This is a genomic window from Nocardia sp. NPDC051463 (assembly GCF_040681975.1).
GTDB lineage: Bacteria > Actinomycetota > Actinomycetes > Mycobacteriales > Mycobacteriaceae > Nocardia.
Genome location: NZ_JBFBAB010000004.1, coordinates 61,559 through 80,372 on the forward strand (window position 1 = coordinate 61,559; position 18,814 = coordinate 80,372).

At 66.9% G+C, this 18,814-nt stretch carries 1 protein-coding gene (only partly in view); it reads right to left on the minus strand.

All 18,814 nt of this window come from inside a single coding sequence — locus AB0M74_RS09060, sigma-70 family RNA polymerase sigma factor (RefSeq protein WP_364903733.1), on the minus strand. Of the gene's 102,903 coding nucleotides, 31,567 precede the window and 52,522 follow it; the stretch shown corresponds to coding positions 31,568–50,381, spanning codon 10,523 (partial) through codon 16,794 (partial); reading right to left, the first codon wholly in view occupies positions 18,810–18,812. Both codon boundaries (start and stop) fall beyond the window edges.

The following is an 18,814-nucleotide window of genomic DNA, read 5'->3' on the forward strand; positions in this document are numbered from 1 at the left end:
ATCGCCGGCGCACAGTTACCCGGTGCGGTCGCGGTCTGAAGGCCGACGCGCAGCGCGCCCTCGAGACGGGCGGCCGACGAGTACAGCTCGTTCAGCTCGACGACGTCGTCGACCACAGCGTCCAGCCGCCAGAACTGTTCGGGATCTTGTATCCGGTCCCGGATGTCACGCAACGCTTCCGGACCCAGCCGCAACGCGTCCGCCTCGGTGAGCAGACCGCTCTCCTGGGTCAGCGCACGGATCCGCTGGTGGCGCTCCCCGATCTGATTGTCGATGCCGCTTCTGCTCGAGGCCAGGTCGTCGAGGCGGTCGGCCCAGGCCCGCAACCGCAGGAACTCCGCGGCCCGCTGCCGATGCGCCACGACGGCGTGCTGCTCTCCCGCGCCTATCGCCGCATACGCCGCCTCGCGTCGCGAATATGCCTCGCGCAGTGCTGCGTCCAGTGCGTCGAGCTCGCGCACCTGAGTGTCGGCCTCCAGCAACTCGGTCGCGGCGGCGATCAGCTCGTCGAGCCTACGCAGCCGCAGACTCACCCCGAGCGCATCGGTATCCCCTTGCCGCAGTTTCTGTTCCGCCAGTTCGTTCAGCTGGTAGCCGTCGTACCCGTCGGCCTGCAACGGCATGAACAGTTCCCCGACCAGCTCCACAACCCGTTGCGGGGTCAACGCCGCGAGGTCGGCCCCCAGCGACTCGGCATTGTCTGCCGCCAGCTGTTCGCGGATGCCCAGCAAGCGCACCAGCTCGTCGGGCAGCGCCGACATCGTCGCATCGACGCGGAACGGCAAGCCCCGCTGTATCAGTTTGTTGTGGTCGTCCACGCGCAGCGCTCGGGCTTCATCCCGGAGCGCGGCCAGCGCGGCACCCAATTCGAGATTCGCGGGCGCGTTCTCGTCCTGCGGCGGCTGCTGCAAGTATTCGGCCAGGCCGTCGTGGAGATCGATACCAAGGCCGATCTCGTCGATCATGCCCCCGAGCGCTTCCTCGGCATCGTTATCGGCAGGATCGGCCGACTCGATGTCGTTCGCCAATCGGTTGTCGGCGACCGCATGCCGCACGGCCTCCGCGCCGGTTCCGAGCCCGATCAGGTGGTTGGCGGGTCGCCAACCATACGGCTTACGCGACTGAATGGCCGCGTTCGACGCTGCGACCCCCTGAGCCAGCATCGTTGCGTCCGCCTCGGCCCGATCGAAGGCAAGGGTCTCGTCCTGCTCCCCCACGGTGACCGCTGCGACGAGCGCCGTGCCGCCCCGCTCCTGATGCTCGTCCTGGAGCAGCTCGATGGCTCCGTCCAGCGACGAATAGTGCTCGAATAGCTCTGTCGCCATATCGGTTTCGCACCAGAGGATGTTCTGCGCGTCCATTCGGCCGAGCAGGAACTCCATCCGCAGCCTGCCGCCTGCGGCGTCGCGCACCTCCTCGAACAACAGCAGCGTCGCCGCCGAGTAACCGAACTCCTGCGCCTTCAGATCGGCGTATGCCACCAGCATCTGGGCCGTGTCGTGCTCAACACCCGACTGCTCCAGTACGTTTCGATTCGCCTGATCGCGAACCGATGGCGGCAGCCCGAGGGCCCGACCCAACACCGCCGGGTGACGCTGCATCAGCAGATCGCGTATGTAAGGCGGCCACTGGGCCCACGCCGTGGCATTCCGCTCGCCCAGCCACCGGGCCTTTGCGACCTCGGTGCCCGGGGCCCAATCACCCGGCAGCATATCGGTCACCCGGGTCATCTCGGCCCAGCGCAGCGCGTCCCGCAGGAGTTCCTCGGGATCGGCCCGCTCCGGCACAACCGGATCGGTGTCGTCGTGTTGCCGGATCGCAATCCGGCGCACCATGTCGTGCAGCTGGTCGTCGGCCAGCACGCCGACCGGATCGGAACCGATATGGGAGACCAGCACGATGTCGGGCTCCAGACCATCGGCGGTAGCCCCCGGTTCCGGCCGAATGCTGATCAGGTCGGCGACATCCCGCGCCAACGCAGGAGTATCCGACCCGAATCGGAATACCGCCGCCGTCGACCGGTCGACCGGCGCCGACAGCAGGTCGCTCATCAACACCGACAAGCCCGAATCCGGACCGATGTCAGGGTCCTCACTCCGGTCCAGTACGTGAATCCTCAGCTCGGCCGCGGTATCGACCCGGCCGACGGCGAGCATCGGGTAACCATCCCGACCGAGCGACAGCAGGTGCACCTCCGGGTGCCCGGGCAGATGCGTGGCCCACCGCTGCGCAACGGTCAACCGGTCCACCCACGCGTCGAGTGTCCGCAGCCAGCTTTCGTTTTCCGAAGTGCGCTCGGCAGCCAGCATCCGCGCGCGTTCCCGGCCGAGCAGCAACCGGTTGGCCGAATCCCGCAGCTCGGGCGCGATGGCCTTGTTGTGCGCCAGCACATCCGGTCTCGCGTGCACGATCGCCAGCAGCGTTTCCGGCTTCTCTTGTTGCAGCGCACGCCAGGCGGCATCGACAAAGTCCTGCCGTATCCGCTCCGCGACGTTCAGCGCATCGACGTACTCCCTCCCGGCGAGTTCGCCCGCCAATGCCCGTGCGACCGCCGCATCTGCCGCGGCCGTGATCTCGGCCAGGGCTTTCTCCGCTGTGTCCCGCTCCCGCTCGGTGACACCCGGGTCGGGTGGCAGGACGGGCCGCGGTGGCGGCGAACGGGCGCCGTCCGTCCGGGCGCCGATGTCGGCGATCGGGAAGTCCTGGCCCGCGACGCGCCGCGACGGCTCGCCCTCGGCGAGTTCGTGTTCGGCAATACCGTTGCGGTCGTAGACGATCCCGTACACGCCGACCACGTCCTGCGGCTGCGTCCGCCGCCATGTGTCGTACGCCGTCACCTCACCGGCCTCGTGCACCATGACCACGCCGCCGACCACTGTGAAGGTCACCGCGTGCGCGCCGACCACGCCGCGACGCTGGACACCATCGAAGGCCAGCACCCCGATCACCACGCCACCGTTGGCCAGCAGATGATCCCGGATCGCTTCGGTGTCCGGGAACCCTCCCTCATGCCAGTCGGCGCGCAGGTTCGTTGCCCCGTCCGCACCCCACACACCTTGCACGCCGACATCGCGGGTCAGATGCGGATCGCCGGGCACCGGGGATTGGTCGCCTGCGGCCCGCCGCAGGCGACCCACCTCGACCAGCGCAACGTCTCCCGCGTCCGAGAAGCAGTTGTTCGCGCTGCCTTCCACCCGATGCGATACCGCGTGCGCGACCAGCGGCACATCCGGAACCGTCCCGTCGGTGTGCTGCTGCGCTCGCTCGGCAAGCATCTTGCCCAGCTTGGCAATCACACGCTCCCGCAGACCGCTGATGGACTTCGGAGACTTACCCATCCGCCGCGCGAGTTCCTGGCGGTCGACGATCTGCTCATCACCGAAGTACAGCGCGCCGAATTCCTTCTCGGCCGGCGTATCCAGGCCTTCGGCAAGCTCCGCCAGCAGCTTTCGCGGCGCCTGGTCTACCAATTCCCGCGCCTGTGCGGTGGTAAGCCGGGTCTCGGGCTGCCGGGAGCGCGCACCGAGCTCCGCCAGCGCAGCCAGCACCCTACGGCCGGCATCGGTGCCGGCCGACAGTTCACCGCTGATAACGCGGACAAGAGTGGACTGAGCCGCCGCGGCTCGGGCCGCGATCTTTCGCTGTGGCATGTCCGGCCCGTTTCGGCGCCCGATCCGGGTCAGCGCCTCGGCGCCAGGAGTGGAGGCAGTGGCGGACTCAGCTGTCGGCAGCGCTGCGGGCAGGTCGGCCAGCAACTGGCGCACCCGTTCCAGCACCTTCGGAATCAACGGATCTGCGGCATCCGACTGTCGCTGGGCAGCAATGGTTCCCGAATCAGATTCCGCTGAAAGCACTTTCGAGAATTCATCGGAAATGCGCTGCCACCGTTCGCCCTTTTCGACCGCACTCATGAACGCTTCGCGCGCTGCCCCGATCGGGGCAGCTGTTACCAATTCGCTCAGCTGCCGGGACAGTTCACGCAGTCGAGCACGACCTCGCTCGGACAGTGGTAGCCGCGGTACACCCTGCGCAGTGTGGATGCTGCCGTAGACCGAACCCACCGGGCGGTGCGGTGTCGGCGGGAAGTCGTCCACCTGTATGCCCGCAGAGTTGATCACGAGCTGCCTGCCGGCCACGGAGATCACCAGGTAACCATGGGCACTCCCGTCGGGAGCGTAGACCTCCGTCACCTCGGCGATACCACCATCGGGAATCGCCTGCTCCAACGCCTGGAAATCGGTGAACACCTCGGGCCGTGCCCCCGATGCCGCCATCATCTCGACGTTGGACGTACCGAGCAGCGCGGTGTCGCGTTCTATCGGTTCGATGTCCGGGTTACCGGTCAGTGCCGACAACGCCATGATCGTCAAGAGCCGACCGGCGGTCTGGACCGATTCCGCCAGATCGCCCTGATCGAGGGCCGGTCGGCGAGCCGACAACCCCGCTTCCAGCGCGTGCTCGGCACGTGCTAGATCCGCGCTCGCCTCCTCGAGCGCTCCCCACAGCTCGCCGTTGGTCGTATGGCCCAAGGAATCCAGCGCCGAGGTTGCCGCCTCCACCCGCGCCTGCACGATGGAGTGCACCAACATCGCCTGCCACCAGGCCCGGTCCAACTGGTGCAGCTCGGCCAGATCCCCCGAGATCTGCTCGTGTCTGCGCAGCACCTCGCCGAGTTCCCGCGCCCACCGTCCATTCGGTTCCGGCTCGTCGGCCAGTACCGCCAGCCGGGCAAGGACCTCATCGCGATGCTCCGGGAGCAACTGCGCGTGCGGCACCCCCAGCGTGGTTGCCAATTGCCGGGCCCGCCGCCATTCGTGACCGCGTTCGACATGCGCGGCGTGCAGTCGGAGCACCTGAGAGGCGCGTTCGGCAGATCCGGTGGGTTCCCACGCGGGTGGCATGTGCTCATCCGGACTCACCGGGCGCATCGCGGTGCCGTCGTCGCGCACGACGATGCCGTAATAGGGCGCGCCCTTGGGATCCGGGACGAATTCTTCGACGATCTCATCGGCGAGCGCGATTTTGACGATGGTGCCCGAATAGTTGACGAGCGTGTATCGACGATTGACGAAGTAGCCCTTCTCCACCACGGCCATCGAAGCACCCGAGGGTAGCGCCTTCAGCAGCGCAATCATCTCGTCGCTGCCCGGCAGCAGCATCAAGCGACCACGCAACCGGGCCTGCAGAAGGGAATCCTCATCACTGCGTGGCAGCCTCTGCTCGGCCGATTCCACTCCGGCGGGTCCATACAAACTCTTGACCACGCGCACCACCGCGGCAATGTTCGGCTCTTCGGCCGCTTCCCACTCGTACAATGTCGGCTCGCCGAGTTCGACCAGGCTCTCTTCCAGTGCCGAACCGAGCCGATACACGTTGTCGTCGGCGAGCCGTAGGTTTTCGGCGAACCGATCCAGTTCCGCCAGCTCGGCGGATTTGTCCTGCCGTTGCGTGGAATCCCAGTTCTGAATTCCGTCCGTGAGCTGATGCGCCAACGTGTCATCGCCGGTGGTGTGGATGCCCAGCGCCTGGATTCCCTTGTCCAGTTTGCTCGCCCAGTGCGTCCGCGCCAGCAGCGCCTCGTGCAGCTCGGCACTGACCGCATCCAGCCAGGTGTGGGCCTGCTGCAGGTAGTGATAGCGATGTACCGCTTCGATGTGCGCGCGCCGCCGTTTACCGCGGGCCGCGTCCGGATCACCTACCGCGACGACATGGTCGGCAACCGGACGAGTCGCGTCCAGACCCAGCTTCGCCACGGCATCCTGGTACTTCTGTGCCGCCTCGAACCGCCAATGATCCGCTCCCTGTAGCAGATTCGACATCCTTCGCAGGGAGGCCAGTGTGGTGCGCACGATCTTCTGCCGGCCACCCTCCCTGAACAAGCCGTGGATATAGGGTGCCGCCAGCGGCCTTTCATACTTGTTGCGGTCGAGCCACAGACGCATCCGCCTGGGCAGTGCTCCCAGGTCCTTGACCGGACCACGCTGCTGGGGAACCTGGCCCTTCGCCAGCTGCTGTAGCGCCGTGCCGTTCTTACCGAACGCGGCCGCATACAGGTGTTCCACGCCGGCGCCGACGTCGTGGGCCCACTGGTCCACCGCCTCTTGCCCGACGACCCAGCCGTGTTCGTCCGCACCGGGGTAGGCGTTGTCGAACACCACCACCTGGCCGAGGTAGGCCTGGAGCTGCGAATACCTGGCGACCAGCGCGTCGTTCACCTCGACCACCAGGACCGCATGCCCCAGGTCGTGGCTGCTTTCCATCGCCAACGCCAACGCACCCACGTCACCATCGCGAGCACGGACCCGAGCGATCATGTCGGTCAGACCCACCCGCCCCGACAGCAGCGACTCCGGCAGCCAGTCCGCGGCCAACCCTTGTAGGAACCGGGTACCCGACATCCCGTTGTCCACGATTTCCGGATTGTTCGGCGACGCCGGTGCCATCAGGGCGGCATGCTCCGGATCGGCCCAGATCTCCACCACGCCCTGCACCTTTGCGGCACAGTTGTTCTCCACCGGGTGGTTGTCGAAGTAGTCGTAGTCGGCCGTGGCGGCGTCGGCATCGGAAGTAGTCCCCACCGCGGGCCGCCCGCCCATGGCGGCGACACCGACCTCAGCGGGCAAGTGCGACGGCGGCACTGCGGGAATGATTCCCTGGACACCGCGCCCGTTGGTCGAGTCCGCATTCCCTGTCGATGCCTCGACCAACTCCGCGGCAGTCGCTGCGCGGGCGAAGTCTGGCGACTCGTACACGACCACACCATCGACGGCCGCATCGGCCGCTGATTCCTCGGAGCGACGCCGCATCACGGCAGGCCGTTCACCCAACGACGTCGCTCGCGACTCGACGTCGACATTCCCGCGATACGGCGAGTACCAGTAGCCGATCCGATCAGCGGCGGCGTAGACCCGGCGCGCGGTATCGGCATCGGGTGAAGCCGCCCCTCTCAGCACCTCGCTGACTACCCGCTTGCCGCCCGCCAAATTCGCGGCGTCGGCCACATCATCTTGGGTGGGCTGCTCGCGGAATCGTCCAGGGACGAACTCTCCATCGACAAACCTGGGCGCTATGAACCTGGTGCTCCAGAACTCCGGGTCGACGGCGGGCTGTAGACCATCAGGAATGCGGACGCCGACCCGCGCAGCCGTGGCCAGCACCCGTTGTTCCGTTTCGGTGTAGACCGGACTGCGACGGCGCAGCACCCTGGACACGGTCGCCTTGTCCACGCCGGACAGGTGTGCGATATCGAGTTGGGTCGGCTTCCTGTTTACCTGCTCGTTCGTGACGGCGAGGAAGCACCGCGCAACCTCGACCAGGTTCCCGGCCTCCGACAAACTCGGCAAACCCTGTTCGTCGGTGTTCGGGGTATTCAGCCGCTGCCATACCCAGCGGCGGGTCACGTCCGCCGGATCCATCTCCAGCAAAGCGGCGAGTTCCGCACGCAACGCCCACACCTGCTCGACATCGACCGGCTGTGCCGGCGGAAGGTCCAAGTCACGGTAGACCGGAGCCGAATCGGCTTCGGCGGCCTCCGTGAGACGAGCGACAGCGTCGAGCACCTGTTGCTGCGATTGCTCGTCGGCCCGGTCACCCGAGAACACGGCGCGGACCGCATTCTGGGTCCATTCCAGCTCCATCGCGAGGTCGGCGACAAACTGCTCCGGCAAGCGAATACTGGACAGGACATCCCGAGAGATCGGGAAATCAAGGCTGATCGCGGCTGCCAGCACCGCCCGCAACCGATCCGCACCTACCTCGCGCCCCTTGAATACATTGGCTACCGTCGACACGCTCACCCCGGCCAGGTCGGCGATCCGTGTAAAGGAAGGCCTATCCGTAATCGCCGGCAGATCGGCGACCGCAGTCAACAACCGCTGCCGCAACGGCACATCCGCATCCTGGGCTGCAAACACCGCGCGCACCACCGCACCGGACACACCCGCCGCTTCGGCCAGCACCGCAACGAACTCGTCGCTCAGATATATCCGAGCCAACACCTCAGGAGCCAGCGGGAACTCGAGCCCGATCGCGGCGGCCAGCACTGCCCGCAACCGATCCGCACTCACCTGACGACCGTTGAAGACATTGGCGACTATCGCCGCATTCACGTCGGCCAGATCAGCGATCCGTGCGTAGGAAGGCCGTTCGGGAGCCGTCGATATACTCGCCCCGGCTGCGGCATCCGCCATCTGCGCGGCGGCAGGCCGATCGGGAATCACCGGGAGCTCGGCTACCGCGGTCAACAACCGCTGCCGCAACCGCACGTATCGAACATCTTCGTCCCGACCCGCAAACACCTCACGTACCACCGCACCGTCCACGCCTGCCGCTTCGGCCAGCACCGCAACGAACTCGTCGCTCAGATATATCCGAGACAGCATTTCCGGAGGCAGCGCGAATTCGAGCCCGATCGCGGCGGCCAGCACCTTCCGCAACCGATCTGGACCCACACGATGACCGTTGAAGACATTGATCACCGTCGTCATGCCCACTCCGGCCAGGTCGGCGATCCGCGCGTAAGAAGGCCGATCCGGAATCACCGGCAGTTCGGTCACCGCAGTCAACAACCGTTGCCGCAACCGCACGTAATTAACATCCACCTCCCGAGCGGCGAACGTCTCGCGCACCATCGCGCCGGACATGTCCGCCGCTTCGGCCAGCACCACGACGAAATCGTCGCTCAGATATATCCGGGACAGCACCTCCGGAGACAGCGGGAAGCCCAGCCCGATCGCGGCGGAAAGTACGACTCGCGTCCGATCCGCGGTCGCTGGGACGCCTTGGAACACATTGCGCGCCGCTTCACCCGTCAGCCCCGCTGCCCGGGTCACCGACGAGTACCGCAGACGGTTGGAAAGTTCTTGTCGGATAACGGATTCCGAAATATTCGGACGATCGGCCATCCGCGCGGCTCCCAACACCCAATGCCGCAGGGACTCGTTCACCTCTTGACCCGCGAACACCCGGCGCACGATGTCGTCGGATACCCCGACCTCCACCGCCAGGTCCGCCACAAAGAGATCAGGCAAGCGAAGCTGTGACAAGACGCTCGCGGTCATCGGCAATCCGGCCCGGAAGGCGGCAGCAACCACCAGCCGCATTCTGACCGGAAACACCGGTTTGCCCGCGAAGGCATGGCGAACCGTCTTCGTTTCCACCCCGGCCAGCCGGGCGACATCGACAAACGACGACGGCCTTGGCAGCAACCCGAGCCGCGTGGTTACATCACGTACTCGCTTCCAGCTCGTCAGATCCACGTCCCCGCCAGCGAACACCCGACGCACCGCCTCCTGCGGTACCCCTGCCGCTTGGGCCAGATCCGCCACGAACGGTTGTGGCAGTGAAATTTTGACCAGCGCTTCTGGTGTCAACGGGTACCCGAGCACGGTAGCCGCCATTAGGACCGACCTCATCGTCTCGGGCAGCACCCGCCCACCGTTGAACGCCCGATGCGCGACGCTGACGCCCACCCGCGCTTCCCGCGCAACCTGGGAGAGCGTGACGGTGCGCAACGGCACAGACCGGTTCCGGACCTCCGCGGGAACCGGGACACCGAGTCGGTCTGCCGTCGCCAATACGCGGTGCCACAGCTGCCCGTCCACATCCTTGTTCGCGAACACGCGATTGACCGTCGAGTAGGACACTCCGGCCTCCCGCGCGACACCGGCTTTGTTGTTGCGCCGCTTCGGCGGTTGCGGTGGCGCAGCCGGAATCTGATCCACGAGTTCGGGGACGAGTACGCGCATGGCCGCGATCACCCGAACGCGCGTTTCCGGACTCACCCACCGGCCATCGCGCACGCGGCGAACATTGTGCTTGGATACCTCAGCCGTGCGCGCGATTTCGCCGGTATTCCACCAAATCGGTGGCGTCAGTGCCGCTTTCGGAAGCTCGAAACCTATCTGTACAGCCGTCTCGAGGACCCGGCGCCACGTGGTGTATTTGACGCGATCGCTGTTGAGTACACGGTCAACCTCGATGGTTGTCACACCCGCCTCGCGAGCCAACCGCGCCCGCGAGGGCGGCGATGGTGGCGGCGGCGGCGGTGCCACCAGCAGCTCCGCCGGAAGCTCGAATCCGAGCGTGACCGCTGCAGCGACGATCCTCTCCCGAGTCTCCGCCGATGTCCGGCCACCGTTGAGCATCGTGCGCAGCGTCGACCTGGCCACCCCGGCTACCCCGGCCAGAGTCATCCATTCGAACGTGGGCGCGAATTCATGAATCGAGACCAGCTGACCGTTGCGGAACTCGAATTCGAGTTCCCGCATCGCGGCCGACACACGCTCGCGAACCGCGTCGGGAACCGATCCTCCACTGGCCATCCGCAATACGACGCGAAATGACACTCGAGCGCGGCGCCCCACCGTGTACGCCGAAACCGGCTGCGGCAGCTGCTGCGGACGCGCGACGTCCTCGGAAAGCTCGAATCCGATCCGCTGCGCCGTTGCGACTACTTGCCCGTGGATCGATGGACTGACGGCCTTCTTGTTCAGCACGAGAATGACCGTGCTCAGCGGGATACCAGAAATACGCGCCAGATCTGTGGCGGTAGGCGGTGAATCCAGCGTGAAATCGTTTGCGGCCTGCTCGATTTCGCTGCCCTGAGCCTCGGGCTCCTGCGAACGGTCTGCCGTCGAACCCTCGTCCACATCCGACTCGGGCGCTGCTGTATCAGATGTAACTTCGGTGAGCAGCTCGACCAGCGCCGCCATCGCATTACGCCGCGCCGCATCGGCGGAGTCGCGCGACAGCATCATTGCCCGGCTCGCGTCGAGCAACGACTCACCGTTCAGGATCATCGAATAGCAGATCGTCTGCTGCCGCAGTGGGAGAAGTGCGATCGCTCGCGCCAGTCCCGTCAGGTCGCCCGCAATGATCTGCTCGAGCTGTGGTGAGAGCCGCGCCATCACTTCCGCCACCCGCTGGTCATAGTCGGGCCCGGATTCTGGGAGCCGACTCAGCCAGCCTTCGATGTCGACTACCGGCGGCTCGGGCACATCGAGCAGCGAAATCATCAGGTAGTCCGTGACACGTGCATATACCTGGGACTCGTTTGATTCCGCGAGGCCCATCATGTCCATGACCGCCGCAGGGGAAAGTCCGCGCAAGAATCGGAGATTGCAATATTCCGCATTGCGGCCGGCGAGCTCGGCGACCGCAACTCGCAGCCGAGTGAGGTCGCCGCCGACGGCTTCCACCACCTCGGCAGGAAAACGCTCGGCCACCAACAGGTTCAGCAACTCGTATTCCGAAGTTTCGGGTGACGGCACATCATGCAGCGCGATCGGGGTCGCCACTATCACGGCATCCGCCAACGCATGCATCGCGGCCTGGTTCAGACCCTCCAGCGCGGTGCCCGCCCCGAGCCTGGCGGCCAGCGGTCCCGCTGCCTCCTGTGGCAAGGCCAGCCCGACCATCCGCCGCAGCCACTCCCGATGCCTTGGGCTGAGATTGTTGTCCAGCGTCCGTGCGATCACCACGGGACGCGCCGATGCCACCGCATGGGCCCGTACCCGTGCCGCGTCGGCCGCCTCGGAATCATCGCCGTGCTCGTCGGCGCGCACCCGCTCCAGGACCGCCGCGCGAATTCGTTCCGCGATCCTGCGCTCGACCGCTGTGGGTGCAATACCCAGCAGCCAGTCGTGGATGTTCTGCCCTTCGGGCGGGTTCCAGTTGTACTGTGCCGCAGTGGCGAGCACGTCGTCGACGGCGGCGCGGGCCAACGGTGCGGCTTGTGTATCGCCGAGCCGGGCCAGCACATGCGGGAAGATCTGCCGCCCGAAAGTCCTCGCTAGACCACTCAGCGCCTGTTCTCGACGAGCCCGATCGCTAGCATCGCCCGCGCGCACCACGGCCAGCCACGCGGCCACATCGTCGTCGAGTCGGGCGCCGATCCGAGTAGCCGGCTTGTCACGCCCGACGACACCGGCCCCTGCCACGTGTTCGATCTCCGGACGACCGTCACCGTAGCGGAGGATGGCAAAGGTCCGCTCGACACCGTCCTTCTGCTGACCACGGACGTGGTCGTAGGTGATACCGGTGGGTTCGGGTCGCTGGATCGGGTTGCGCTGCACCGGGTTTTCCCAGGTCCAGTCGCGGACCTTCACCGTGATGCCGTCGTCGTCGACGTACATCTCGTAGGTGTGCGAGCCCACGTTGTTCGGGTTCTCGGGATCGAATCCGGCGTACTCGTCGGTCACCGCGGCGGTCGCCCCCGGCCCCATGGCCAGCAGCTTCTCGGCGATCTTGTCGTGTGCGGTGCGAGCACCATCCGGGTCGGCCTGGAAACCACCTAGATGCCAGCCAGCGCGGAGGATGTCCTGGTACTCGTCGGCCGAGCGGCCGGGCAGACCGGCGGTATCCGTCGGTGCCGAAACCCGGTCCGGCCATCGACTGTGTTGGGACCAGGCCACATTCGTGGTGCAGTTCGCCGGATTGCCCTCCAGCGCGTTTTCGATCAGCGGTACCTCGAAGGAGGTGTCCGGAACTCGGTAGGCGGCCAGGTCGGCGCGGTTCACCGGTTCGAAGTCGTCCCAGTCGATGTCGACGTCTGTGAACAGGACCCGCCGCTGCGCGAGACTCTTCGCGGTATCGACCAGGTCGGCGGCCACGGGCAGCGTAAAGACCTCGACCCACGGCAGGGACATGGTCAGCGACTGACGAGTCTGCAACAGGCCCTGGATGTCGTAGAGCAATGTCTGCGCGGGCACCGTGTCGGCGCCGTCCACGCCGAAGTACACGACCGTCGCATGCTTGTGTTGAGAATCGCTCTCGCGGGCGTTCTCGTCGAAGTTGCCCGCAGCGTGACGCAAACCGTCCGTCAACGAGTCGTTGAGGTACTGGCCTGCCACCGTCACAGTGACGCGGCTGGCGGTGTCGACGTCGCCGAACGCGACCATCAGGCGCTGGTCGGTATCGGCCAGCCCGAGCGTCAGCACATGGACCGGTGGGTGGCCCGGCAAAGTGGCGGCCAGCTCCTCGGCTTCGACCAACTCCGCTACCCGCTGCCGCAGCAACACCAACCGGGCGCGGTCGAACACGTTGAGCCGGCCGTTCACCGCTGTCATCGACTCCAGCATGGTCAGTTCGCGCTCGAGCATCCTGCGGTTGGCTCGGTCACGCCACCGCGCCGGGACACCCGATTGATCGGCGACCAGGTCCGGCCGACCTTCGATCAAGGTCCAGCAGTCGTGCGAGGGCACCTTTCGCCACGCCGTCGCCCCATTGTTTGCCGTGATGGGGCGGCCGATCGGGCCGAAATACTGTTCCCAGACCGCGTCGGACCGCAGCAACGCTGCGGGATCCACCGAGCTGTCCGGCAGAATCTGTCGGCGCGCAACCACATTCGCCGTGCCGCCAACCTGCGGGCCGCCACTGTGTCGGGGTGATTGTTCCGGAACTGAAGGCGGAGCTGCGGGTAGTCGCGTCTCCGGGCGCACATATCCATCGACCCCGCGGTGGGTCTCCTGATCGAATTCCCCACGGTATCCAGCGAACCGGTCGTGCTCGAGCGCGGCTTGCAGCAGGGCTTTGTCGGCGTCGTCCACGCCGACGATGCGGATCTGCGGCTCCGGGATGCCACCCCGGCCCGCACGCATCCTGAGGTTCTCGATCAGTGCGGCCAGGTCGCGGGCCAACCGTTGTGGATCGGTTCCCTGCCACACCGCTGCGGTGCGCAGGATGCTGTTGTGCCCAAATCCTTCCTGGAGAGCGAGCTGATGATTGGCATGGCGCAGGCCGGTGCGCAGTGTGTCCGCCGTGGGCTCCCCCGCGGTGACGAACACGGTGATCTCGTCGGCAGTGGTCATATCGCCGATCGACACGAAAGATCGTTCTTCCGTGACCGATTCGCCGAGCGGGAGTGCGAGCGGCCGGATCGGCCGGGGTGGGTCGAAGTGGTCGGTCAACCGGTCGGCCCGGTTCAGCGCCGCAAGCAGAGCACCCAGCCGTGCCGCCTGCGCCCAGTCGAGGCTGTCGAGCCGCTCGCCCATCACGCGGGCGAAGACCCGCATCACCGCATGGGTGCGGTCCGCGTCCATGATGCCGTCGGTGTCGGCGACCAGCTCCGCGGCCTCGTACGCGAGCGCCTGACGTTCGTGAGGTTGCAGATCCTGCCACAGTGTCGCGGCCGCATCCGGCGCACCGCCGAGACGCTCCAACGCCAACCGCAGCAAATCCGTCGGACCGGTTTCGACCAGCTCGTATTCGTAGCTCGACAGCACGAACGTGGGCGGCACCTGGTCCACGCCGCGCGGTGCGTCTGCCACGGTGACATCGCCGGCCAGCTGCGGCCGCGCCGCCCGTACCACACCGGCACCGTCGCCGTGGCCGACGAGCTCGATCTGCGGCTGCCCGTCGCCGATCGCGGCGGTCAGGTGGGCGGCCAGCGCGTCACCGTCGAGGCCGGCCAGGTCGACGTCGTGTGGCGCCCGACCGCGGTCGGCATCGTCGTGGTCGATGGGCAAGATCGCCACCATCGTCATCGGCCCGCGCCACAGCTGTTCGGCGGCAAGGAAATCGGCGACCGACCTAGCACTCGCGAAGATCTCGGCATCGTTGTGTGCGGTGTGGGCCACGTAGCCGAGCACGGTATCCGCGGTGGCCGGATCACCGAACTGGAGCACGATCCGCCCGCGGCCGCCGTCCTCGGTCGACCCGTTATAGGACCGCAGGAACACCGGCGTCGTCACACCGAAGTCTTCGAGATGAATCGTCAGCGCGTCGAGGGCGATTTGCGCCGCGCGCAGCTCGACTTCGCGCTGGACATCCTCGGGGCTCGATCGTGGGCCGCCCAGTTGTAGCCGCGCCAGATCTCGCTCGAGTCGTTCCCGATTCGCCGCGTCGAGCTCGGCGGGTGACCGGTTGCCGAGGTTCCCGCGCTTGCCGAAGTCCGGGCTGGCGGCCACGACCGACTTCCCGCCGTCGGCCAGCGGGTTTTCGGCCGTGCCGTCCGCGTTCTTGACGACGCCGTCGACACTCGTCACATGCTGTGGCTGATCCCAATCCTTGAAGGCGCGGTGGACGACCCGGCCGTCGGCCTGCTCGTAAACCATCACCTCGCCGTCGTCCGCCTTGTAGACCAGGAAAACGTGCCCGCCGACGGCACGCCGCTTTCGCCCGGCGTACTGCACCGCGCCGTACACCGACCCGCCGTGTTCTTCCACGTGCTCGGCGATCTCATCGATCGAACGGAATCCGCCTTCGCGCCAGTCGGCGTGCGCGGCTTCGGCGAATTCACCCCACCCCATACCGGCGACGGCGATTCGTGGGTCGTCCAGAGCGGGTGGGGTCACCCGATGACCCAGCTGCTGCTGACCGAAGTGCAACACGACCGGACCGCAGTTGAGCGGCCAGGCGCCTGCCAGGTGCCCCTGGGCTGAATCGGGTTGCGGCTTGGCGACTATCGCGGCGTCGGCGGCCGTGGTGCTGATCGACTGCTGCGGCACCCACCCGGCCGGCGGTGGCATTACCGGACGTGCGCCGTCGGAGCCTGCATGCGGCGACTTCGGGTCTATGTGGACAATATGGTGTTCCTGGTCGATCACGATCAGCTCACGCAGGCCGCGGATCGGCCGGCGGCGCAACCGGTCGCGGATCTGATCCGCGGTGACCGTCGTGTCGGACAGGTTGACGATGATCCGGTCGGCCTGCTCCTCGGTCACCTTCTCCCACACCCGGTATATGACGTTGCCGAGCTTGCTCGTCGTCGGCGCGTAATGATCGAAGACCAGGCCCTCGATGCGGTAGTCCGGGTTCTTGGGGCCGGGAACATCCGGGTTCTGCTCGACGTCATAGCCGAGTTGCGCCAGCAGTTGCGCGGCCTCGTTCTCGCGCTCCAGTTGCTGACGGCCGATCCGGTCGGTGTTCCCGACATGGGTGCGCGGTCCGGCAGGCCTCCGCGACGGGTCCGGTTCCCCGGACGGCAGGGTGGTGGCCGATCGGGCTGCGGCCGCACCGTCGCCGACCAACGGAATCGCCCGAGGGTCCGGGTTCAGCGTGCCGTCGCCCTCGATAGCGTCGGCATCTGTGGCCAGCCCGATCCGGGTTTTCGGCTTGGGGACACCCACAGCGTCCGGGTCGTAAGCGACGGTCGGGGTGCCGTCCGCGTGACGGAAGATGACGAAGGTTTCCTTGACGCCTTCCTTGGGGACGCCTTCGGAGGGAGCGTAGGGGTCGTTGGTCGGGGTGGCGGTGGGGCGCTGGATGACGTGGCGGTCCTGCGGGGCGGCTTGCTGCCGATCCCGGACTCGCACAACACGGTTGGCGTCGACGTACATCTCGTAAGCGTGCGAGCCGACCTTGTTGGGGCTATTCGGGTCGTAGTGGGCGTCTTCGTCGACCACCACGGCGGTGGCTCCGGGTCCCATAGCGAGCAGCATCGCGGCGATCCGGTCGTGCGCGGTGAGCCCGCCGACTACCTCGTTACCAAAGGGCTCGGGGTGCCAACCGGCTTGCAGCAGGTAGGTGAGCTCGTCGGCCGACCGGCCGTCGGTGCCCGCGTCCGGTGCCACGGGCAGGCGCAGGTTCAGCCATGTTCTGCGCTGGGAGGCGGAGACGAAGGTGGTGCAGTTTGCCGTGTCGCCCTCGAGCTGCTGGTCCACCTGTGTCAGGTCGGTGGTGTCCGGCAGCCCGTACTCGACCGCACCGTCGCCGATTTCCAGGCCGGAAGGATCTGCCTCGATACGGATATCGGCAAGCGACAATGCCGCGAAGGTCATCGCGGAGTCGGCGATGTCCTGACCGGCGGGCAACGCATCCACCGCGATTACGGCCATGCCGAGTTCCGGAGGCCGGTAGTGGCGTTGCACCTCCATCATGTTTGCCAGGTCGCGAGCCAACTCCATGCCCGCCGCCGACGCCAGGTCGTGGGCACCGAGATACATGACCGATGCCTGTGTCCCACTCGGGTCGAACGCGTCTGCCGCAGCCGCCATCCCGTCCGCCAGCGGCACCGCCCCGAGGCGACCCGCCACGGTCACCTTGATCCGGCTCGCGATGTCCACGTCGTTGAACGTGGCGATCATCCGCTGGGGACGCCCCTCGCCCACCAAGCCGAGCGCCGGTATAGCTATGCCCAGCGACAGTACGTGCACCGGTGGATGGCCTGGCAAGGTCGTCGCGCGGAGGGCGGCGGACGACACAGCCAGGTACCGATCCTCCAGCAGTGCCAATTCCGTTAATCCATCGGGAATCTCGGCGATTGTGCCCGCCGCTTGTGCACTCCACAGGAATTCGAGTCGCTGCGCGAGCAGCATCCGGTTGGCGCGGTCGCGCCAGCGCGCCGGGGCCCCCGGCTGCTCGGCGAGCTTTGCGGGTGCCCCCTCGACCAGCAGCCAGCGCTGGTCCTGGCTCAGTGTCCGCCAGTTCGTCTCGAAAGCGTCGGCGGCGATCGCCGTGTCGACGCCGAACAGCTGATGCCACAACGCATCCGCATCCTCGCGCACGTTCGGATCTGTCGGCAGCTGCGGCAACGCCGGTCGCGGCGGTTCGTCACCGGAGTCCGGAACGGCACCGAGCACCTGCTCCCGGATGGCGGCCAACTCCCCCAGCTCACCGGGGTCCCGATCACCGAGCGCGAAGTCGAGGAAATTGTCGTCGACCGACAGCGGTACCGCCTCGGTCTCGAATTGCTCACGGCGCGATGCCATCCGGTCATCGGCCATCGCCGCGCGTACCAGCTCGCTGTCACCCGCGACGGTGACGAGCCGTATCCGCACATCACTGGAGTGGGCCATGGCCAGCTTGGCCAGGTCCTGGGCCAGCCTTTCCGGGTCGGTGCCCTGCCAGAGGGCCACCGCCTGCGGCCCGAGGTCCCCGTGCCCCACTTGCTCGAAGAGTTCGCGATGGGCGCGGCGCAGCCCGGCGCGCAAGACCTCCGGAGTGGGCCGGGTGGCGGTGACGAATACTGTGATCTCTTCGGGGGCAGCCACTCCCATCGATACGAAGGACCTGGCGGTCGCGTCCTCTCGCACCGGCAGCGCCAACAGGCGAGCATTCAGTTCGAAGTCGGGAGCCCAGTCCTGCTCCAGTTCGCGCGCCAACCGGTCGGCTCTGTTCAGGCATGCCAGCAGTGCCTCCAGCCGCGCCACGTCCGCCGTGGCTCCGACGGCCTGCTGCTGGTCCACCGCCGCCGCGAGCCAACGCATCCAGGCGTCCACGCGGCCGGGTTCCTCGATGCCGGCCAGCTCGGCGGTCATCTCGGCAGCGAGAATGTCCTGCTGAAGATCACTCGGCAGCGCATCGGCGCCCTGGTGCTGTGACGCCGGAAGCGACTGGTAATCCGACAGATCAAAGGCGAGCGACTGCGCGTAGGGCAGTTCCCGCACGTCGTCCAGGTCGGCCATTCGGGTGTGCGCCGTGCGCGCTACCTCGACACCGTCACCGCTGCCGACGATCTCTATCCCGGGTCGACTCGACGACGCACGCAGCTCACGCACGTGCGACAGCTCCCGGGTCAGCACCTCCGCGTCGGCGGCGACGAGATCGACCGTGTGCGCGGCCCGGCCCTCGGGAGCGAGGTCGTCGTCGTAGCGCAGCACCGCGATGACCGCCACCGAGCCACGCGACTGCCGCTCGGCGACGTACCCGGCGAGCGATTTGGCCTTTATCGACAGCAGATACAGGTCGGTCGCCGTTTCGGCCACGTATCCGATCACGATGTCCGCGGTGGCCGCGTCGCCGTACTCGAGCACGATCCGGCCCCGGTTACCGGTCTGATCGTCGCGGTTGTAGTCCAGCAGCCGAACAGGTCCGATGTTCCGCGCGATGGCTGCGGAATCGGTGTCCCGCAGGATCTCGTCCAACGCTTGGAGCT